This window comes from Geoalkalibacter ferrihydriticus DSM 17813, from assembly GCF_000820505.1.
Classification (GTDB): domain Bacteria; phylum Desulfobacterota; class Desulfuromonadia; order Desulfuromonadales; family Geoalkalibacteraceae; genus Geoalkalibacter; species Geoalkalibacter ferrihydriticus.
This window is the reverse complement of record NZ_JWJD01000003.1, coordinates 129,359-143,705: the sequence shown is the minus strand read 5'-3', so window position 1 is coordinate 143,705 and position 14,347 is coordinate 129,359. Positions and strand designations below refer to the sequence as shown.

Sequence of the window (14,347 nt, the reverse complement as noted above, 5' to 3'; positions counted from 1 at the left end):
GGGTACACACGGCACCCATTACTTGGACCCGCCTCAACCACTGTTTCCGGTTTTCTTTTCGTCCTTGTCCTTGTCCTTGTCCTTGTCTTTTTCGGATTTTTGTTCGTCTTTCTCGGTGTCTTTTCCGGGCTTCTTGTCGTCGTCAGTGCTCACGGCACCGTTTGTCTGCGCGCCTCAACCACTGGTCCCGGAACTTTTTTCCTTGTCGGCACCAACTGTGCCGTCGCCTTTGCCGCCTCAGCCGCTGCCGGCATGGAGCGCACCGGGCAGCGCCACGCCGGAGGCCGACACCAGGGTCGCAATCCCCAGCCCGGCCAGGATTTTTTTCATCTCCTTGGCATTCATGCACAAACTCCCTTGCTTGAGTAACTGCATCCATTGAAAAAACCTATGCTTTGAATGCTTACAATAGGTTTTTTACATGGCCACAGCTTAACTTCTATCACGCCCTCAAGGCTTGTCAATCCCACCCGAGGTATTCTTCGGCCGGCTTTGTCATTGTGCCGCCTGCTGAAAAACGGACCTGGACTGGGCTCGGATCTGAAAGAAGGTATAATTGGATAAGGAAAGAAGAATATTGGCAAATGGTCAGCATGCACCGCAGGCTCCGACGCAACTAGGCGATGCAGGTGCATCTTTCCGAAGATTTTACGGATTGTGACACTCTGGGCATTTTATCCTGCTCGGACAAAATCGACGCCCAAGGAAAGGAGAGTGCAACCATGGGACCTGAAATCGGCGGGATTCTTGGCTTAGTGGTGCTAGTCTTCGTCGCTTATGCAATTTTCAACGTCGTGCAAAGCCCTGTCGGTATCTGGAGCAAGGTCGGCTGGGTGCTGGCGGTCATTCTGATCCCGGTCCTGGGGGTGCTTGTCTGGCTGCTCTTCGGACCGCGCCGATCAAATGCCTGAACCCAGTGTCCGGTTTGGAACGATCCGGGCAGAGCGCTCTCAGGATCAGATCCGGGAAGGCTCTGCCACCCTTACCGCCGCCTACCCAGGGTCACGGCGTCCGAGCAGCTCTTTCAACTCGCGGATTTCCCCACGCAGGCCGGCAATATCGGTATGCAGGCAGGACTCCGACTGATGGGTGATCTCCTCGATCTTCACGATCTGCTCTTCTTGCACGCTTTCACTCTGAGTCTGGATGGCATTGACGATCACGGCGATAAAAAGATTGAGCATGGTAAAGGTCATGGTCATGATGAACGGAATGAAAAACAGCCAGGCGTAGGGATAAACCTCCAGCACTGGACGCACAATGCCCATGGACCAGCTCTCAAGGGTCATGACCTGAAACAGAGTGTACATGGAGGCGCCGATGGTGCCGAACCACTCCGGAAACGAAGTCGCGAAAAGATTGGTGGCAACAACCGCCGCGACGTAAAAAACCAGCATCAGCAGCAGGCAGATGGAACTGAGTCCCGGAATAGCCGAAAGCAGGGCCCGGACGATGGAGCGCATCTGCGGTGCGGCCGACACCAGGCGCAACACGCGCAGCACCCTCAGGCTGCGTAACACCGAAAACGCGCCGGCGGCTGGAATCAGCGCAATCCCCACCACGATGAAATCAAAGACCCGCCAGGGATCGCGAAAAAAGCGCAAGCCGCCGGCAACCATGGCCAAGCCGATCTCCACGACGAAAATCCCTAAACAGATCCGGTCCAGAGTTTCAAGAACACCGCCGAACAGGGCGACGGCTCGCGGCTCGGTTTCAAGGCCAAGGACGACGCCATTAAGAATGATAACCACGATGATGAAACGCTGCACCAGGCGCGATTCGATTTTCGCATGGAGCCTGGCGCGCCAGCCCATGCCTGAGTCAATAACTGCTCCCATGTATCAGATAACCTCGATGTGTGGAAAAACCAGCGATAATAGAACCTGCAGGATGGGTGCTTGGAGAAACAGGCATCCAAAAGAGATGCTCCCGGAAACCTCAGTTATAAGGTCGTTTTTTGTTCGGCAAAATCGCATTGGATGTCAAGTTTGTCATGCAGATCAGGCCCGTCGCCTTCCGGGTCACAATTGCGGCACGAGTGGGCATTGCAGCTGAAAATTTACAAAAAAAACCGGCCATGCCCGCAGACACAGCCGTGTGGAAAAACCCTACCCCGCGGCACTCTGCGGCGGCCGCCCCAAGGCGGCGCGCACACGCTCGGCGATGCCTTCGGAATTGATGGCGTGGCGAGCGCGCAGTTCCTGCTGGGTGCCCTGATCAACGAAAGCATCGGGCAGGCCGACACGCAGGACGCGTGCATCGACAGCGGTTTCTTCAAAGAGTTCGAGAACCGCGGAGCCGAAGCCGCCCTGCAGGACGTTCTCCTCACAGGTCACGACGAAGCCGGTACGTTGGGCCTCAGCCATGAGCAGGGTGCGATCCAGAGGTTTAAGAAAGCAGGCATCGACCACCGCCATATCCACACCCTCTTCAGCCAGGGCTTGCGCGGCAGCCAGGGCTTCACCGACCATGGTACCGATGGCGAAAAACACGCCGTCTTTGCCTTCGCGCAACTTCTCACCCTGCCCGATAGGAGCCGGTGTGATTTTCTCGGGCAGCTCCAACCCTTGGGATTCGCCGCGTGGATAGCGAAAGGCAAAGGGGCCATCCTGGGCCATGGCGGTGGCCAGGGCGCGACGTAACTGCACCTCGTCGCGCGGTACCATGAAGGTAAGATTGGGAATGTGCCTTAGATAGGAATAGTCGAAGACGCCGTGATGGGTGGGCCCGTCGGCTCCGACGAGGCCGCCGCGGTCCATGGCAAAGGTCACCGGCAGATTCTGCAGACAGACATCATGCACCACGTTGTCGTAGGCACGCTGCAGAAAGGTTGAATAAATAGCCACCACTGGCCGCTGACCGTGGCAGGCAAGACCCGCGGCAAAGGTCACGGCGTGCTGTTCGGCAATGCCGACGTCATAGAAGCGCTCGGGGAAGCGTTTGGCGAAATCCTGCAGGCCGGTGCCTTCGATCATAGCGGCGGTAATCGCTATGACCCGCGGATCCTCCTCGGCCATGTCGACCAGGGTGCGCCCGAAAATCGAGGTGTAGCTCGGAGCGGCCGCAGCTTTTTTATGAACCTCACCGGTTTCGGCATCGAAAGGTCCGACCCCGTGAAACAGAGAAGGGTTGGCTTCCGCCGGGACATAGCCCTTGCCCTTGCGCGTGATGACATGCACCAACGACGGCCCCTTGAGGCGCGAAACATTCTGCAGGGTTTCTTCAAGTTCGGCGAGGTTGTGGCCGTCAATGGGCCCCACATAGTCGAAGCCGAAGGCCTCAAACAACATGCCCGGGGTGAGAAAACCCTTAAGGGAATCCTCGGCACGGCGGGCCAGATTGACCAGTTCGCGGCCAAAGCCCGGTAGATGGGTGAGCAGGTTCTGCGTTTCTTTTTTGAAGCGCACGAACAAATCGGAGGTCATCTTGCGGCTGAGGAAGGAAGAAATCGCGCCGACGTTGGACGAGATGGACATCTCATTGTCGTTGAGTACGACAATGAGATCTTTCTTTAGATGCCCGGCTTGATTGAGACCTTCAAAAGCCAGGCCGCCGGTGAGGGATCCATCGCCGATGACCGCCACCACCTTCTCGCTGCCGCCGAGTATATCGCGGGCACAGGCCAACCCGAGGGCAGCGGAGATGGAGGTACTGGCGTGGCCCACATCAAAGCAGTCGTACTCGCTTTCCTCGCGCTTGGGAAAACCGCTGAGGCCATCGGATTGACGCAGAGAGCAAAAACGCTCGCGCCGTCCGGTGAGCAGTTTGTGGGTGTAGGCCTGATGGCCGACGTCCCACACGATACGATCGCGCGGAGTGTTGAATACGCGATGCAGAGCCAGGGTCAGCTCAACCACGCCGAGGTTGCTGGCAAGATGTCCACCGGTGACGGCAACCGTGCTGACAAGTTCATCGCGTATCTCCGCGGCGAGTTCTTCGACCTTGGATAAACTTAGATCCCGGATTTGCGCGGGAGAGGTCAAACCATCGAGAATACTCATGCGATTCCTCTTTTTGAAACGGTAGGGGCGAACCTTGTGTTCGACCTGGGCGATGACAAACATCGTCCCTAAATCAGGATGAGCGCTCCACGATGAAGCGGGCGATGGCGCGCAAAGGCTCGGCCTTTTCGCCTAGAGGATCGAGGGCGGCGATGGCCATTTCTTTAAGTTCGCGCGCCCGACCGCGGCTGGCATCGAGCCCGATGAGGGCTGGATAGGTGGCCTTGCCACGCACGGCGTCGCTGCCGGCGGTCTTACCCAGGGTTTCACTGGTGCTTATCACGTTTAGAATGTCGTCGGCAACCTGGAACGCCAGTCCTGCCGCGCTGCCGTAACGAGTCAAGGCGGCGAACGCCTGCTCGTCAGCACCGCCGAGAAGAGCACCGCACTGCACCGAGGCGAGCATCAGCGCCCCGGTCTTACGTGTGTGAATATACTCAAGAGTGGGGAAATCAATCTCTTTGCCCTCGGATTCCATATCCACCACCTGCCCTCCGACCATGCCCGTGGAGCCGGCAAAACGGGCGATGATGTGGCTGACCCGCAGCAGGGTTTCGGCCGAAACCTCGCGGTTGATCTCAGGATCGGAGAGCAGCTCAAAGGCCTCGGTAAGCAGGGCGTCGCCGGCAAGAATGGCGGTCGCTTCACCGTAAACCTTGTGGTTGGTGGGCCGACCGCGGCGAAAATCGTCATCATCCATGGCCGGCAGATCGTCGTGGATGAGGGAATAGGTATGAATCATCTCCAGGGCACAGGCCGCCGGCAGAGCGGCCGCTTCATCACCGCCGACGGCGTTGCACGAGGCAAGCAGCAGAATGGGACGAACGCGCTTGCCGCCGGCCATGACCGAATACCGCATGGACTGATGCAACTTCTCCGGCAGAGTATCGGCTCCGGGCAGGTAGCGATCCAAGGCGGCATCGACCAGGGCGGCTTTATCCTTGAGGTAGGTTTTGATATCCAAGTTTCCTCCCGATGTCATCTGTCATAAGTAAAAGCGCCATCCCTGCTCATCCCTCATCAGTCGCCATGGGCGTCAGAGTGAAGCTGCCGTCTTTTTCCTTGAGCAGCAGTTCGACGCGGGCTTCGACGTCCTGCAAGGATTTGCGGCAGAGCTGGGCACTGCGCACGCCTTCCTCGAAACAGGACAGAGCTTCTTCCAGGGGCAGTTCACCGCTTTCGAGACGCTCTACCGCGGCCTCCAGATTTTTCAAGGCTTTTTCAAAAGCCACTTCCGTCATGGGATCCTCCTTGGCGCTGTTGTTCGAGACTCTAAGAGGCTGACGAGCCAAGAGGTCTGCGATTATCGCAATCAGGCGGAAACAGGGTCAAGAACTTTCAGCGGGCAACAGGTTCACCAGAACCAAAGGATCGATGCGCTGGTTCTGCAGGCGCACCCCCCAGTGCAGATGCGGCCCGGTGCTGCGTCCGGTACTGCCGACGCGCCCCAGAGTGGCGCCGGCGTCAAGCAGCTCACCTTCAGCGCAGGCGATGTTGTCAAGATGCGCGTAGAGGGAATAAAGTCCTCCGCCGTGATCAAGCACCACAGTGTTGCCGGTGAAAAAGAAATCCCCAGCCATGACCACCCGTCCATGGGCCGCGGCGCGTACCGGAGTGCCGCGCGGACTGCGGAAATCAACACCGGAATGGGGCGCACGCGGCTGATCGTTGAGAATGCGCCGCACGCCGAAGGGACTTCCGGTGGGGTCGTCGACGGGACGCAGAAACTCCTGCCAGAGAACCGGCAGACTGGTTTGCGCGAAGATCTCGTTAAAGCGTTGCCGCTCGCGCTGAATGCGTTCGAGCACCTCTGGCTCGTGGGGCGTCACCTGCGAGGGAGGCAGGCTCAGACGTTGCACGGCACGCTCAAGGTGACGTACCTCAAGTACCAGGCTGTGCGTCTGGCCCGCGGCTCCAGGCAGATCCAGAGTCACCTCGATCGGATAGGAGCCTGCGGGCAGATCAAGATCGGCGGCGAGCAGCGCCACGGCACCGTCCGCGCGAGGCGCAAAAGGAAAGCGCTGGTCGGCAAAGCGCGCTTCGCCGGAGAGGGGCGTCGGCCCCTTCCACACCAGCAGGGCGGCAGCACCGTTGTCGATAACCTGCGGACGCAGGGTTAATTGACCGGCGGCGGATGTCGCCGCCAAAAGCAAAACCAGCAGTCCCGCAAAAATAATTTTCTTCATTCCTTCACCTCCGTAACCCTGGCGTTGAGCTGTCCCTGGCCAAGGCGAACCCGCACGGCCTCACCGACGGCGACCTGCGCCGCATCACGCACCGCGCGTCCGTCTTTTTCGCGCAAAACAATCGCGTAACCGCGTGCCAACACCGCCAAGGGGGAGAGAGCGTCAAGGCGCGCGGCAGCGGCCGCCAGTTGCTCATGGCGGCGCCGCAGGTGTTGGCTGAGCCCGCGCTGCAGGCGCTTTTCCAAATACTGCTCGTGCTCCCTCCACTGTCTGATCTGTTGACGAGGCGAGCGCAGACGGCGCTCCAGACCATTGACCCTTTCGCGCAGCAGGGCCAGTCGCGCACGCATCTGCGCACCCAGACGCAGGCACAGATGATCGAGATGGCCTTCAAGCTCAAGACGGCTTTTGGCCACCATTTCCGCTGCCGCGCTGGGCGTGGGCGCACGCAGATCGGCGGCGAAATCGGTGATGGTGACATCGGTTTCATGGCCCACGGCGGCAATCACGGGAATCCGTGAAGCGGCGACGGCGCGTGCCACGGATTCTTCGTTAAAGGCCCAGAGATCTTCGAGGCTGCCGCCGCCGCGCCCGACGATGAGCACGTCGGCCTCGCCTTGGCGATTGAGTTCGTCGATGGCCGCGACAATATCGCCCGCGGCCGCTGCACCTTGCACCAGCGCGGGCCGCAGCACAACCCGTACCCCGGCGCCCCGCCGTCGGAGCACATTGAGGATGTCGTGAAGAACGGCGCCACTGGCCGAAGTCACCACCCCGATACAGCGTGGGAAAGACGGCAGGGGACGCTTGCGCGCGGGATCGAACAGGCCCTCGGCGGTAAGGCGCGCCTTAAGTTGCTCAAAAGCCAGTTGCAGGCTACCCAAACCCTTGGGCTCAATGCCCTCGACCACCAGTTGCAATTCCCCACGCGGCTCATAGAGGCTAACGCGCCCGGCGCAAACCACCTGCATGCCGTCTTCAGGTGTGAAGGGCAACAGCCGGTTCTGGGCGCGAAACATCACCCCGCGCACCTGGGAACGCGCGTCCTTGAGGGAAAAGTAAAAGTGCCCCGAAGACGGGCGAGAGAAATTGGAGATTTCTCCCTCAACCAGTACGCGGACAAAGTTGTCCTCCACCGTCTCCTTGAGCAGAGCGGTGAGACGCGATACGGTCAGAATGGGAAGCGGTTGCTGCATGGCTGGTTATTTCTTTGAAGAATTGACAGTCAGGACGGCTTGCCGCAATATAGGCGGCACAAAACCGCCAAGGAGAACGCCCCATGACGGGACCCTATGTAATCACCATCTCAAGCGAAAAAGGGGGCGTCGGCAAAACCACCCTGGCCACCAACCTGGCTATCTATCTCAAGGCCCTGGCCGAGGAATTGCCCGTCACCCTGTTGAGCTTCGACAACCATTTTAGCGTCGACCGCATGTTTCGCATCGGGCGCGCCGCCGCCACCGGCACGGTACGCGAACTGCTCGCCGGAACCCGGCCTGAAGACCTGGTGGAACTCGGCCAGTACGGCGTACAGTTCATTCCCAGTTGGCGCGACGTCGAGGAACTGCGCCGCGCAACCCGCACGGTGGCCGATCTTGGCCTGGTCATGGCAACCTCGACACTGGCCGGGGTTGTGATCATCGATACCCGCCCGGATCTCGACATCCTCACGCGCAACGCCCTGTTCGCCGCCGACCGGGTCATCGTACCGGTCAAGGACGCACCGTCTCTGGAAAACTGCCGGCATCTGCATGAGTTTTTCGACCGTTGCGGACTGCCGCGACGCACTCTGCGCCTGCTGCCCTGCCTCATTGACTCGCGCATCCGCTTCGAGGGTCCCTTCAAGAACACCAACGAACTGCTGCGCGCCTATGCCATCAATCGCGGCTATCGCTGCCTGGACGGTTTCATCTCCAAAAGCCCCAAGGTCGAATCCCTCAACACCAACCCCGAAGGGCGCATCTACCCGGTACTGACCTACGGCCGCAATACCGAGGTCCATGGCCAATTCAGCGAAATCGCCCGCCAGGTTTATGCCGACATGCTCAAAACCCGCAGTCTGCGCGCCCAGGATATCGCCCTGAGCCTCAAAAACCACGAAGAACGCGATCAGACGGCGCCTGCCCCGCAAAACCCCGCTTAGTTCTCGATCAGCCCCGCCGCAACAATTGCGACACGGGCACCACCCTGACCCCTTCACGGGCAAAGCTCTCCTGCTCAAGCCGCAAGGCTTCGAGGGTTTCCCGATAGGGGTGACAGATGGCGATGGCGCTGCCGTTTGCCTTGGCGTAGCGGATCAACCGCCGCAACTCCTGGCGAATTTTGTCCACATCCTGCACGTTGTCGAGAAAAATATCCCGCACGGCATAGGGCACGTCGAACTCCGCTGCCACGGGTCGAACCAGGGAACCGTTGGTGGTCAGGCTGTCGACGAAAAACAAGTCGCGGCGCGCCATTTCAGCCATGACCACGCGCATGCCTGCCCGATTCCGAGTAAAGCGCGAGCCCATATGGTTGTTGCCGCCAACAGCCTGTGGTATCTGGTCCAGGTGGCTCTGCAGGCGTCGCAGGATCTCCTCGTCATCCAGGCTGTCAAGCAACGCATCGACGCCGGGGTTTTTCTTCGGATAATCCTGAGGCTCCATGGGGATGTGCACAATGACCTCGCGACCCCGCTGGTGAGCCAACTGCGCGACCCGCATCGATTGAGGCAGATCGGGCAACACGGCGAAGGTCAAAGCCAGATCGAGGTCCAACAAGGTCCGCGCCGAAAACAGATCCTGACCAAGATCGTCGACGATGATGGCGACCCGAAAATCCAAATCCGTTGCAGGAGCGACACTTTCCGGCACGGGTACGGCGGCGGGGATCGGTGGCGGCTGGGGCGGGTCAGCCGCTTCGGTCGGCGCGGGCTGCAATGCCGGCGGTTGGGCGACGGGTCCAGGCGCCGCCATCTGGGGCACGACAGACGGCGGGGCGGGCAGGAATTTCTCACTCAGAAACGTCACCAGCGCCATGCTGCCGACCAGAAAAACCAGCAGAAAAAGCACGGCGAGCCAGACTTTGATTTCCCGTGCGCTGGAGGCCGGTTTACGAACCGGACGCCGCCGCGATTTGCCGCGTTTTTTCTTTGCCATGACGAAAAAAAGGGGGGATTATCGCATCCCCCCCTCCAGAAAGATGAAACCTGCAGGCGGCCTAAGCCGCCGTGAGATCAAGTTTTTTAAGAAGTTGCCAGCCCTTGAGAAGATCCAAGGCGCGCATCAACTGATAGTCCTGGCGATCTTGCTCGCCGAGTTGGAAACGGCGCTCGTCGTCTTCCGGTTCCGGTCCATTCACGTGCTTGTCCAGATCTTTTTCACGGAAATCCTCCGCATCCAGAGCTTCCTTTACGCCCAGGGGGTGCACCAGAATGTCGGGCGTAATCCCCCGCGCCTGAATGGAAATGCCGTTGGGCGTGTAATAGAGGGCGGTGGTCAGTCGCAGTCCTGAATCATCGCCCAGGGGCACGATGGTCTGCACGGAACCCTTACCGAAGCTCGGTACGCCAAGGACCACGGCACGATTGTGATCCTGCAGGGCGCCGGCCACGATTTCCGAGGCGCTGGCACTGCCGCCGTTGATCAGTACGACGATTGGATAATCAGGTTCCTTGCCGGATTTCTTTGCGGCAAAGCGCAACTGGCTGGCTTTTTCACGCCCTTCGGTATAGACGATGAGCCCTTCGGCGAGAAAGGCATCGGCGACATCCACCGCCTGGTCGAGCAAGCCACCGGGATTGTTACGCAGATCGAGCACCAACCCGGAGAGATTTCCCTGATTGTCCTTGCGCAACTGTTCGAGGGCCTTGTGCAGGTCAGCGGTGGTGCGCTCCTGAAACTGGGCAATACGCAGATAGCCGAATCCATCCTCAAGAATATGCGCTCGAATGCTTCTGACTTTGATGATTTCACGTGTAATGGTGAATTCACGCGGCTTGTCGAAGGTCTCGCGCATGATGGTGATGGTCACCTTGGTGCCGGGTTTGCCGCGCATGAGTTTGACCGCATCCATAATGCCCATGTCCTTGGTGAAACGGTCTTCGATTTTAAGAATCTGATCGCCGGCCTCCAGGCCGATGCGGTGCGCGGGGGTGTCTTCGATGGGCGCGACAACGGTAAGGATGCCGTCGCGCAGACTGATTTCGATGCCCAGGCCACCGAACTCACCTCGGGTATCGGTCTTCATCTCCTGATACATATCGGGGGGCAAGAAAGCACTGTGCGGATCAAGAGAAGCCAGCATGCCGTTGATGGCGCCGTAAATCAGATCCTTGAAGGGCACTTCTTCGACATAACTTTGGCGGATCAGCGCCAGAACATCGGTAAACAGATCAAGTTCCTGATACGCACTGGTGCGGGCTTCGGCAATGGCCAGTCGATAGAACTTGCCCGTCGAGGCCAGTCCCGTTACGAACAGGGCGGCCAGCAACAAAACGATGACCGACCGTCTGCGAAAGATCATTTTGACTCCTTTTTCAAGCAATGGAAGCGGGCAACCTGCTCAGGGCGGGCCAAGCCAGGAACTGGGATTTTGCGGTGTACCGCCCTGGCGTAACTCGAAATAGATGCCGTTGGTGCCCGGCAAGCCGGAATAGCCCACCGCTTCACCGCGCTTTACCGCATCGCCGACGCCCTTGAGCAGTCGGGCGTTTTGTGCATAGAGAGTGTAATAGCTGTCGCCGTGGTCGAGGATCAACAGATTGCCATACCCCTTGAACCAGTTGGCGAAAACCACCCGGCCGTCGGCAACGGCATGAACCGGGCGGACGTCGCTCACCCCGATATGGATACCCTGGCTGTCAAACTGAGTGCCAAGTTCAGGATGGATCTGTGGGCCGAAACCAAGGACCACCGGACCTTTGAGCGGCCAGGGCAAACGCCCTTTCAAATTGGCGAAAACACCGTCGCCAGTATACCTTCGGGCCTGTTCGGATTCAAGTTTTTTGACCAGTTGCGCCAACTCCGCGGCTTGGTCTCGCAGCTCGCCCAACTGGTGAGAAAGTGCTTTTTCTTCCTGTTTCACACGGCTCAGCAAGCGCCCCTTGAGAGCCGCGGCCTGTTGTGCGGCGACACGGCTATCCGTTACGCCGGCAAGCACCGCGCGCTGCTCGGCCTGCATGGTTTCCAACTTGCGCCGCGCGGCTTCGGCCTGGGCCACGCGTAAGCGAAAATCCTCCAACAATTCGCGGTCGTGGCTCAGCACTCTGGCCATGTAGTCATATTCCTCGGCCATGCGCGCGGGAGTACGACTGCCGAAAAGGATGCTCATGGGGCCGCTTTCGCCCTCCTTATACAAAGCCACAAGACGGCGCTCGACCTGCAAGCGCACTTCCTCGACCCGCCCCCGGGCGGCGGCGGATTCGCGCTCCTGAACCTTAATCTGCTCCTGCAGTTCGCGGTCACGACGCTCGAGATCGTTGATCTGGCGATTAAGTCGCGCCAAATCGGCTTCCATCGCCTTGACGTCCGCGGCGAGAGAGCGCGCGCCGGCCTGTTTTTCTTCCAGGGCGCGGGTGGTGCTCTGAATGCGGCCCTGAATCTGTTCGAGGGTTTTGCGGCTGTCATCCAGACTTTGCGAGGCCGCCATGACAGGCGGCAGCAGGCTGACAAACAGCAACAGAAGTATTCGTTTAAGACGTTGCATATTTTTTTAGATTCGCACGAACTTGCGCAACGCGCCGAGGCTGCCGAACACTCCGAGGAAAAGGCCTAAAACCAAAAGGGCGCCAAGATGAGCAGGGGGCAGAAACAATACCTCGGCCCCGCCGACGGCAAACAACAGGGTGCCCAGACCTTCGCGCAAGAACAGCAGATGGGCCAGATAAACCCCGCCGAGCGCCAGCACCCCACCGCACAATCCCTGCAAGGCGCCTTCGATAACAAACGGTAACTTGATGAACATGGGCGTCGCCCCCACCAGAGCCATGACTTCAAGTTCCTCGCGACGGGCAAAAAGTGTCAGGCGGATGGTATTGGAGACAATAAAAAGGGTGGCGAAAAACAAAAAGACGCCAACCACCAGCCCCATCACCCGCAGCAGCCCAAGAAAAGCCTCAAAGCGCTGCAGCCAGTCCTGGGCGTAGCGCAACTCACCGAGGTCACCACGTTCGTTGAGGGCGGCGACGACCGCCTCCACCCCTTGGGGGGTGCGATAGTCAGGCGCCAGGGCGATTTCCAATGAGGCGGGGAGGATCTGCGGATCAACGCCGTCAAGCAGATCTCCGTGCTGTCCCAACCGGCTGCGAAAGCGTTCAAAAGCCTGCTCGCGGCTCACCACTTCAACCCCGGCCACTCCTGGCATTTGGCTGATTTCCCCGGCCCGCGCGGCCAGCACCTGAACCGAGGGCGGGGCATCGAGATACGCCACCACCTGAACTTCCTCGCTCCAGCGGGCGGTGAGTTTTTCAACATTGAAGACGATGATGGCAAAAAAGGCGACAATGGTCAGCGACAGGGTCAGGGTCGCCACCGCGGCAACGCACAGAAAAGGGCTTTGGCGCATATTGCGCAGCGCCCGGCGAAGGAAAAAAAACAGGTGATCAAACATGGCTGTCATCCACCACGCGGCCGTTATCCAAGGTCACCACCCGGCGCGGAAAGCGCCGGATCAACTCACGGTCATGGGTCGCCATGACCACCGTCGATCCACGCGCGCTGGCGCTTTTGAAAAGTTCCATCAGTTCCAGGGTGGTTTCGGGATCGAGGTTGCCGGTGGGCTCGTCGGCGAGCAGCACAATGGGGTCAACCACCAGCGCCCGGGCCACCGCCACGCGCTGCTGCTCGCCGCCGGAGAGTTCAAGAGGCCGGCGGTTGAGCTTGTGTTCAAGCCCCACGTTCTTGAGAGCGGCATAAACCTTTTTGCTGATTTCAAAACGCTTGCGCCCCTGCACCTCGAGGGCAAAGGCGACATTCTCAAACACCGTGCGCGTGGAAATCAACTTGAAGTCCTGAAATACGATACCCAAACGACGTCGAATCAAGGGTAACTGGCGTGCGCCCATGCGCGTCAGATTGCGGCCATCGATAAGGATTTGCCCGCGGTTGGGGCGCTCACCACCGTAGAGCAGCTTGAGCAGGGTTGATTTTCCGGCCCCGGACGAACCCGTTAGATAGACAAATTCGCCCTTGCCGATCTTAAGATTGATCTGATCCAGAGCGGCGGAGTCTTTCATGTAGGACTTACACACGTTGTAGAGCTGAATCATGCTACCACTCACGATAGGGGATACCGTTAAGTCCGACCAGATCACTGCCGCTGAACACATCGAATACCCAGCCTTCGGCGAATTCTCCAGTGTCCAGGGGTTCGGGCGCCACCGTCTCCCAGGTGTCGGCGCTGCGCGTGAAGGGATCGACAGGTATGGTGCGCAGGTAGCGCTTCTGGATAAGATCGTCGAGACTTTCGGGATACCTGGCATTATCCGCGAAGTGAGCATCGATGGCCTGGCGCATCTGGTAGAGATTTTCAGCCAGGGCGGTTTCTCGGGCCTTGATGACGCTGCGCTGATAGCTGGGCACGGCGATGGTCGCCAGGATACCGAGGATGGTCATAACGATGATCAACTCGATCAGGGTGAAGCCGCGTGAGCGTCCCTTGCTGTGACACCAAAATCTTTTGAGCATCGCTTCCTTACCAGGTATTGTAGGGAGTGCCGTCGAGGGCGATCCCGTCGCTTTGGGAATAAACGTCGTAAACATCCTCGCCGCCGTAAACGGTAGAATCATGGGGATCGCCGTAGGCGCGCAGGCCCCAGCCGTCATCCCAGCGGTCGAAGGGGTCACGGGGAATGCGCCGCAGATACTTGCGCTCAAAAGGGTAGAGCCCGCCCCAATCAATGCCGCTCACCAGATCTTCGAGACTTTCCGGATAACCGGTTTCATCGATGGCGGGGATATGGCGCTGCTCACGCACCGCCCGATTCCAGTCGGCATTATATTCATCGATGGCGCTGCGAATTTCGCGCAGGGCCCGGCGCAACTCCATTTCCTTACCGCGCTTCACTGCGATTTCGGACAAGGGCATGGTAACAGCCGCCAGGACCGAGAGAATCGCCATGGCCAGCACCAGTTCCATGAAGGTAAGCCCGGTCCGTCCTTGCAAGCGTTGCCGCATATCCAT

Annotated in this window: 16 protein-coding genes; 2 read left to right on the top strand and 14 right to left on the bottom strand. The window is 59.3% G+C overall.

From position 1 onward, the window contains the following. Positions 1 to 33: 33 nt before the first annotated feature. Positions 34 to 345 carry an SbtA family thio(seleno)oxazole RiPP natural product precursor gene (gene sbtA, locus GFER_RS19115; protein WP_167334949.1) on the bottom strand — a complete coding sequence of 104 codons (312 nt, stop codon included), beginning with the start codon at positions 343 to 345 and terminating at the stop codon, positions 34 to 36. A gap of 377 nt (positions 346 to 722) precedes the next feature. Between sbtA and GFER_RS09665 the strand changes: the two genes are divergently transcribed. Beyond that, positions 723 to 911 (top strand): PLDc N-terminal domain-containing protein, encoded by a 189-nt coding sequence (locus GFER_RS09665; protein WP_040099516.1) that lies wholly within the window; start codon positions 723 to 725, stop codon positions 909 to 911. An 81-nt stretch (positions 912 to 992) separates the two neighbouring features. Here the strand turns inward: GFER_RS09665 and GFER_RS09660 are convergent, their stop codons facing one another. The 6 genes from GFER_RS09660 to xseA all read right to left on the bottom strand — a co-directional run bounded on the left by GFER_RS09660 (position 993) and on the right by xseA (position 7,383). Then, positions 993 to 1,838 carry an ion transporter gene (locus tag GFER_RS09660; protein ID WP_082048006.1) on the bottom strand — a complete coding sequence of 282 codons (846 nt, stop codon included), beginning with the start codon at positions 1,836 to 1,838 and terminating at the stop codon, positions 993 to 995. A 270-nt stretch (positions 1,839 to 2,108) separates the two neighbouring features. Continuing rightward, positions 2,109 to 4,001 (bottom strand): 1-deoxy-D-xylulose-5-phosphate synthase, encoded by a 1,893-nt coding sequence (dxs, locus tag GFER_RS09655; RefSeq protein WP_040099514.1) that lies wholly within the window; start codon positions 3,999 to 4,001, stop codon positions 2,109 to 2,111. A 73-nt stretch (positions 4,002 to 4,074) separates the two neighbouring features. After that, on the bottom strand, positions 4,075 to 4,965 hold the full coding sequence (locus GFER_RS09650) for a polyprenyl synthetase family protein (protein WP_040098990.1): 891 nt from the start codon (positions 4,963 to 4,965) through the stop codon (positions 4,075 to 4,077). Positions 4,966 to 5,011: 46 nt separating this feature from the next. Next, the gene (xseB, locus tag GFER_RS09645; protein ID WP_040098988.1) at positions 5,012 to 5,242 is read right to left on the bottom strand and encodes an exodeoxyribonuclease VII small subunit; all 231 of its coding nucleotides are present in this window, start codon (positions 5,240 to 5,242) and stop codon (positions 5,012 to 5,014) included. 87 nt (positions 5,243 to 5,329) lie between these two features. Then, a complete protein-coding gene (locus GFER_RS17720; RefSeq protein ID WP_052446260.1) occupies positions 5,330 to 6,187 on the bottom strand; it encodes a M23 family metallopeptidase in 858 nt (285 codons plus the stop codon). Continuing rightward, on the bottom strand, positions 6,184 to 7,383 hold the full coding sequence (gene xseA / locus GFER_RS09635; RefSeq protein ID WP_040098985.1) for an exodeoxyribonuclease VII large subunit: 1,200 nt from the start codon (positions 7,381 to 7,383) through the stop codon (positions 6,184 to 6,186). Before xseA ends, GFER_RS17720 begins: the two co-directional genes overlap by 4 nt. Before the next feature lie 83 nt (positions 7,384 to 7,466). Between xseA and GFER_RS09630 the strand changes: the two genes are divergently transcribed. Beyond that, a complete protein-coding gene (locus tag GFER_RS09630) occupies positions 7,467 to 8,330 on the top strand; it encodes a ParA family protein (protein WP_052446259.1) in 864 nt (287 codons plus the stop codon). Positions 8,331 to 8,337: 7 nt separating this feature from the next. On the opposite strand, the gene GFER_RS09625 is transcribed toward GFER_RS09630, so the two are convergent. The 7 genes from GFER_RS09625 to GFER_RS09595 form a co-directional block, all read right to left on the bottom strand. Continuing rightward, complete coding sequence (locus GFER_RS09625) at positions 8,338 to 9,324, bottom strand: divergent polysaccharide deacetylase family protein (RefSeq protein ID WP_052446258.1); 987 nt, start codon at positions 9,322 to 9,324, stop codon at positions 8,338 to 8,340. Positions 9,325 to 9,385: 61 nt separating this feature from the next. Next, entirely contained in the window at positions 9,386 to 10,690 is a 1,305-nt protein-coding gene (locus tag GFER_RS09620; protein WP_040098983.1) for a S41 family peptidase, read from the bottom strand. Between the two features lie 39 nt (positions 10,691 to 10,729). Next, on the bottom strand, positions 10,730 to 11,872 hold the full coding sequence (locus tag GFER_RS17715; RefSeq protein ID WP_082048005.1) for a murein hydrolase activator EnvC family protein: 1,143 nt from the start codon (positions 11,870 to 11,872) through the stop codon (positions 10,730 to 10,732). 6 nt (positions 11,873 to 11,878) lie between these two features. Beyond that, positions 11,879 to 12,775, bottom strand: coding sequence for a permease-like cell division protein FtsX (ftsX, locus tag GFER_RS09610; protein WP_040098981.1), 897 nt, complete (start codon positions 12,773 to 12,775; stop codon positions 11,879 to 11,881). Then, a complete protein-coding gene (gene ftsE, locus GFER_RS09605; protein ID WP_040098979.1) occupies positions 12,768 to 13,433 on the bottom strand; it encodes a cell division ATP-binding protein FtsE in 666 nt (221 codons plus the stop codon). The genes ftsX and ftsE overlap by 8 nt, the downstream gene beginning before the upstream one ends. A 1-nt stretch (position 13,434) precedes the next feature. Beyond that, positions 13,435 to 13,851 (bottom strand): type IV pilin protein, encoded by a 417-nt coding sequence (locus GFER_RS09600; protein WP_040098976.1) that lies wholly within the window; start codon positions 13,849 to 13,851, stop codon positions 13,435 to 13,437. Positions 13,852 to 13,858: 7 nt separating this feature from the next. Next, positions 13,859 to 14,341, bottom strand: coding sequence for a type IV pilin protein (locus tag GFER_RS09595; RefSeq protein WP_279615529.1), 483 nt, complete (start codon positions 14,339 to 14,341; stop codon positions 13,859 to 13,861). Positions 14,342 to 14,347 lie beyond the last annotated feature (6 nt).

What these genes read in the sequence shown, in the direction of transcription:
- GFER_RS09665 (WP_040099516.1), top strand. Translation starts at nt 723, where the DNA reads ATGGGACCTGAAATCGGCGGGATTCTTGGCTTAGTGGTGCTAGTCTTC.
- GFER_RS09660 (WP_082048006.1), bottom strand. Translation starts at nt 1,838, where the DNA reads ATGGGAGCAGTTATTGACTCAGGCATGGGCTGGCGCGCCAGGCTCCAT.
- dxs (WP_040099514.1), bottom strand. Translation starts at nt 4,001, where the DNA reads ATGAGTATTCTCGATGGTTTGACCTCTCCCGCGCAAATCCGGGATCTA.
- xseB (WP_040098988.1), bottom strand. Translation starts at nt 5,242, where the DNA reads ATGACGGAAGTGGCTTTTGAAAAAGCCTTGAAAAATCTGGAGGCCGCG.
- GFER_RS17720 (WP_052446260.1), bottom strand. Translation starts at nt 6,187, where the DNA reads ATGAAGAAAATTATTTTTGCGGGACTGCTGGTTTTGCTTTTGGCGGCG.
- xseA (WP_040098985.1), bottom strand. Translation starts at nt 7,383, where the DNA reads ATGCAGCAACCGCTTCCCATTCTGACCGTATCGCGTCTCACCGCTCTG.
- GFER_RS09630 (WP_052446259.1), top strand. Translation starts at nt 7,467, where the DNA reads ATGACGGGACCCTATGTAATCACCATCTCAAGCGAAAAAGGGGGCGTC.
- GFER_RS09625 (WP_052446258.1), bottom strand. Translation starts at nt 9,324, where the DNA reads ATGGCAAAGAAAAAACGCGGCAAATCGCGGCGGCGTCCGGTTCGTAAA.
- GFER_RS09620 (WP_040098983.1), bottom strand. Translation starts at nt 10,690, where the DNA reads ATGATCTTTCGCAGACGGTCGGTCATCGTTTTGTTGCTGGCCGCCCTG.
- GFER_RS17715 (WP_082048005.1), bottom strand. Translation starts at nt 11,872, where the DNA reads ATGCAACGTCTTAAACGAATACTTCTGTTGCTGTTTGTCAGCCTGCTG.
- ftsX (WP_040098981.1), bottom strand. Translation starts at nt 12,775, where the DNA reads ATGTTTGATCACCTGTTTTTTTTCCTTCGCCGGGCGCTGCGCAATATG.
- ftsE (WP_040098979.1), bottom strand. Translation starts at nt 13,433, where the DNA reads ATGATTCAGCTCTACAACGTGTGTAAGTCCTACATGAAAGACTCCGCC.
- GFER_RS09600 (WP_040098976.1), bottom strand. Translation starts at nt 13,851, where the DNA reads ATGCTCAAAAGATTTTGGTGTCACAGCAAGGGACGCTCACGCGGCTTC.
- GFER_RS09595 (WP_279615529.1), bottom strand. Translation starts at nt 14,341, where the DNA reads ATGCGGCAACGCTTGCAAGGACGGACCGGGCTTACCTTCATGGAACTG.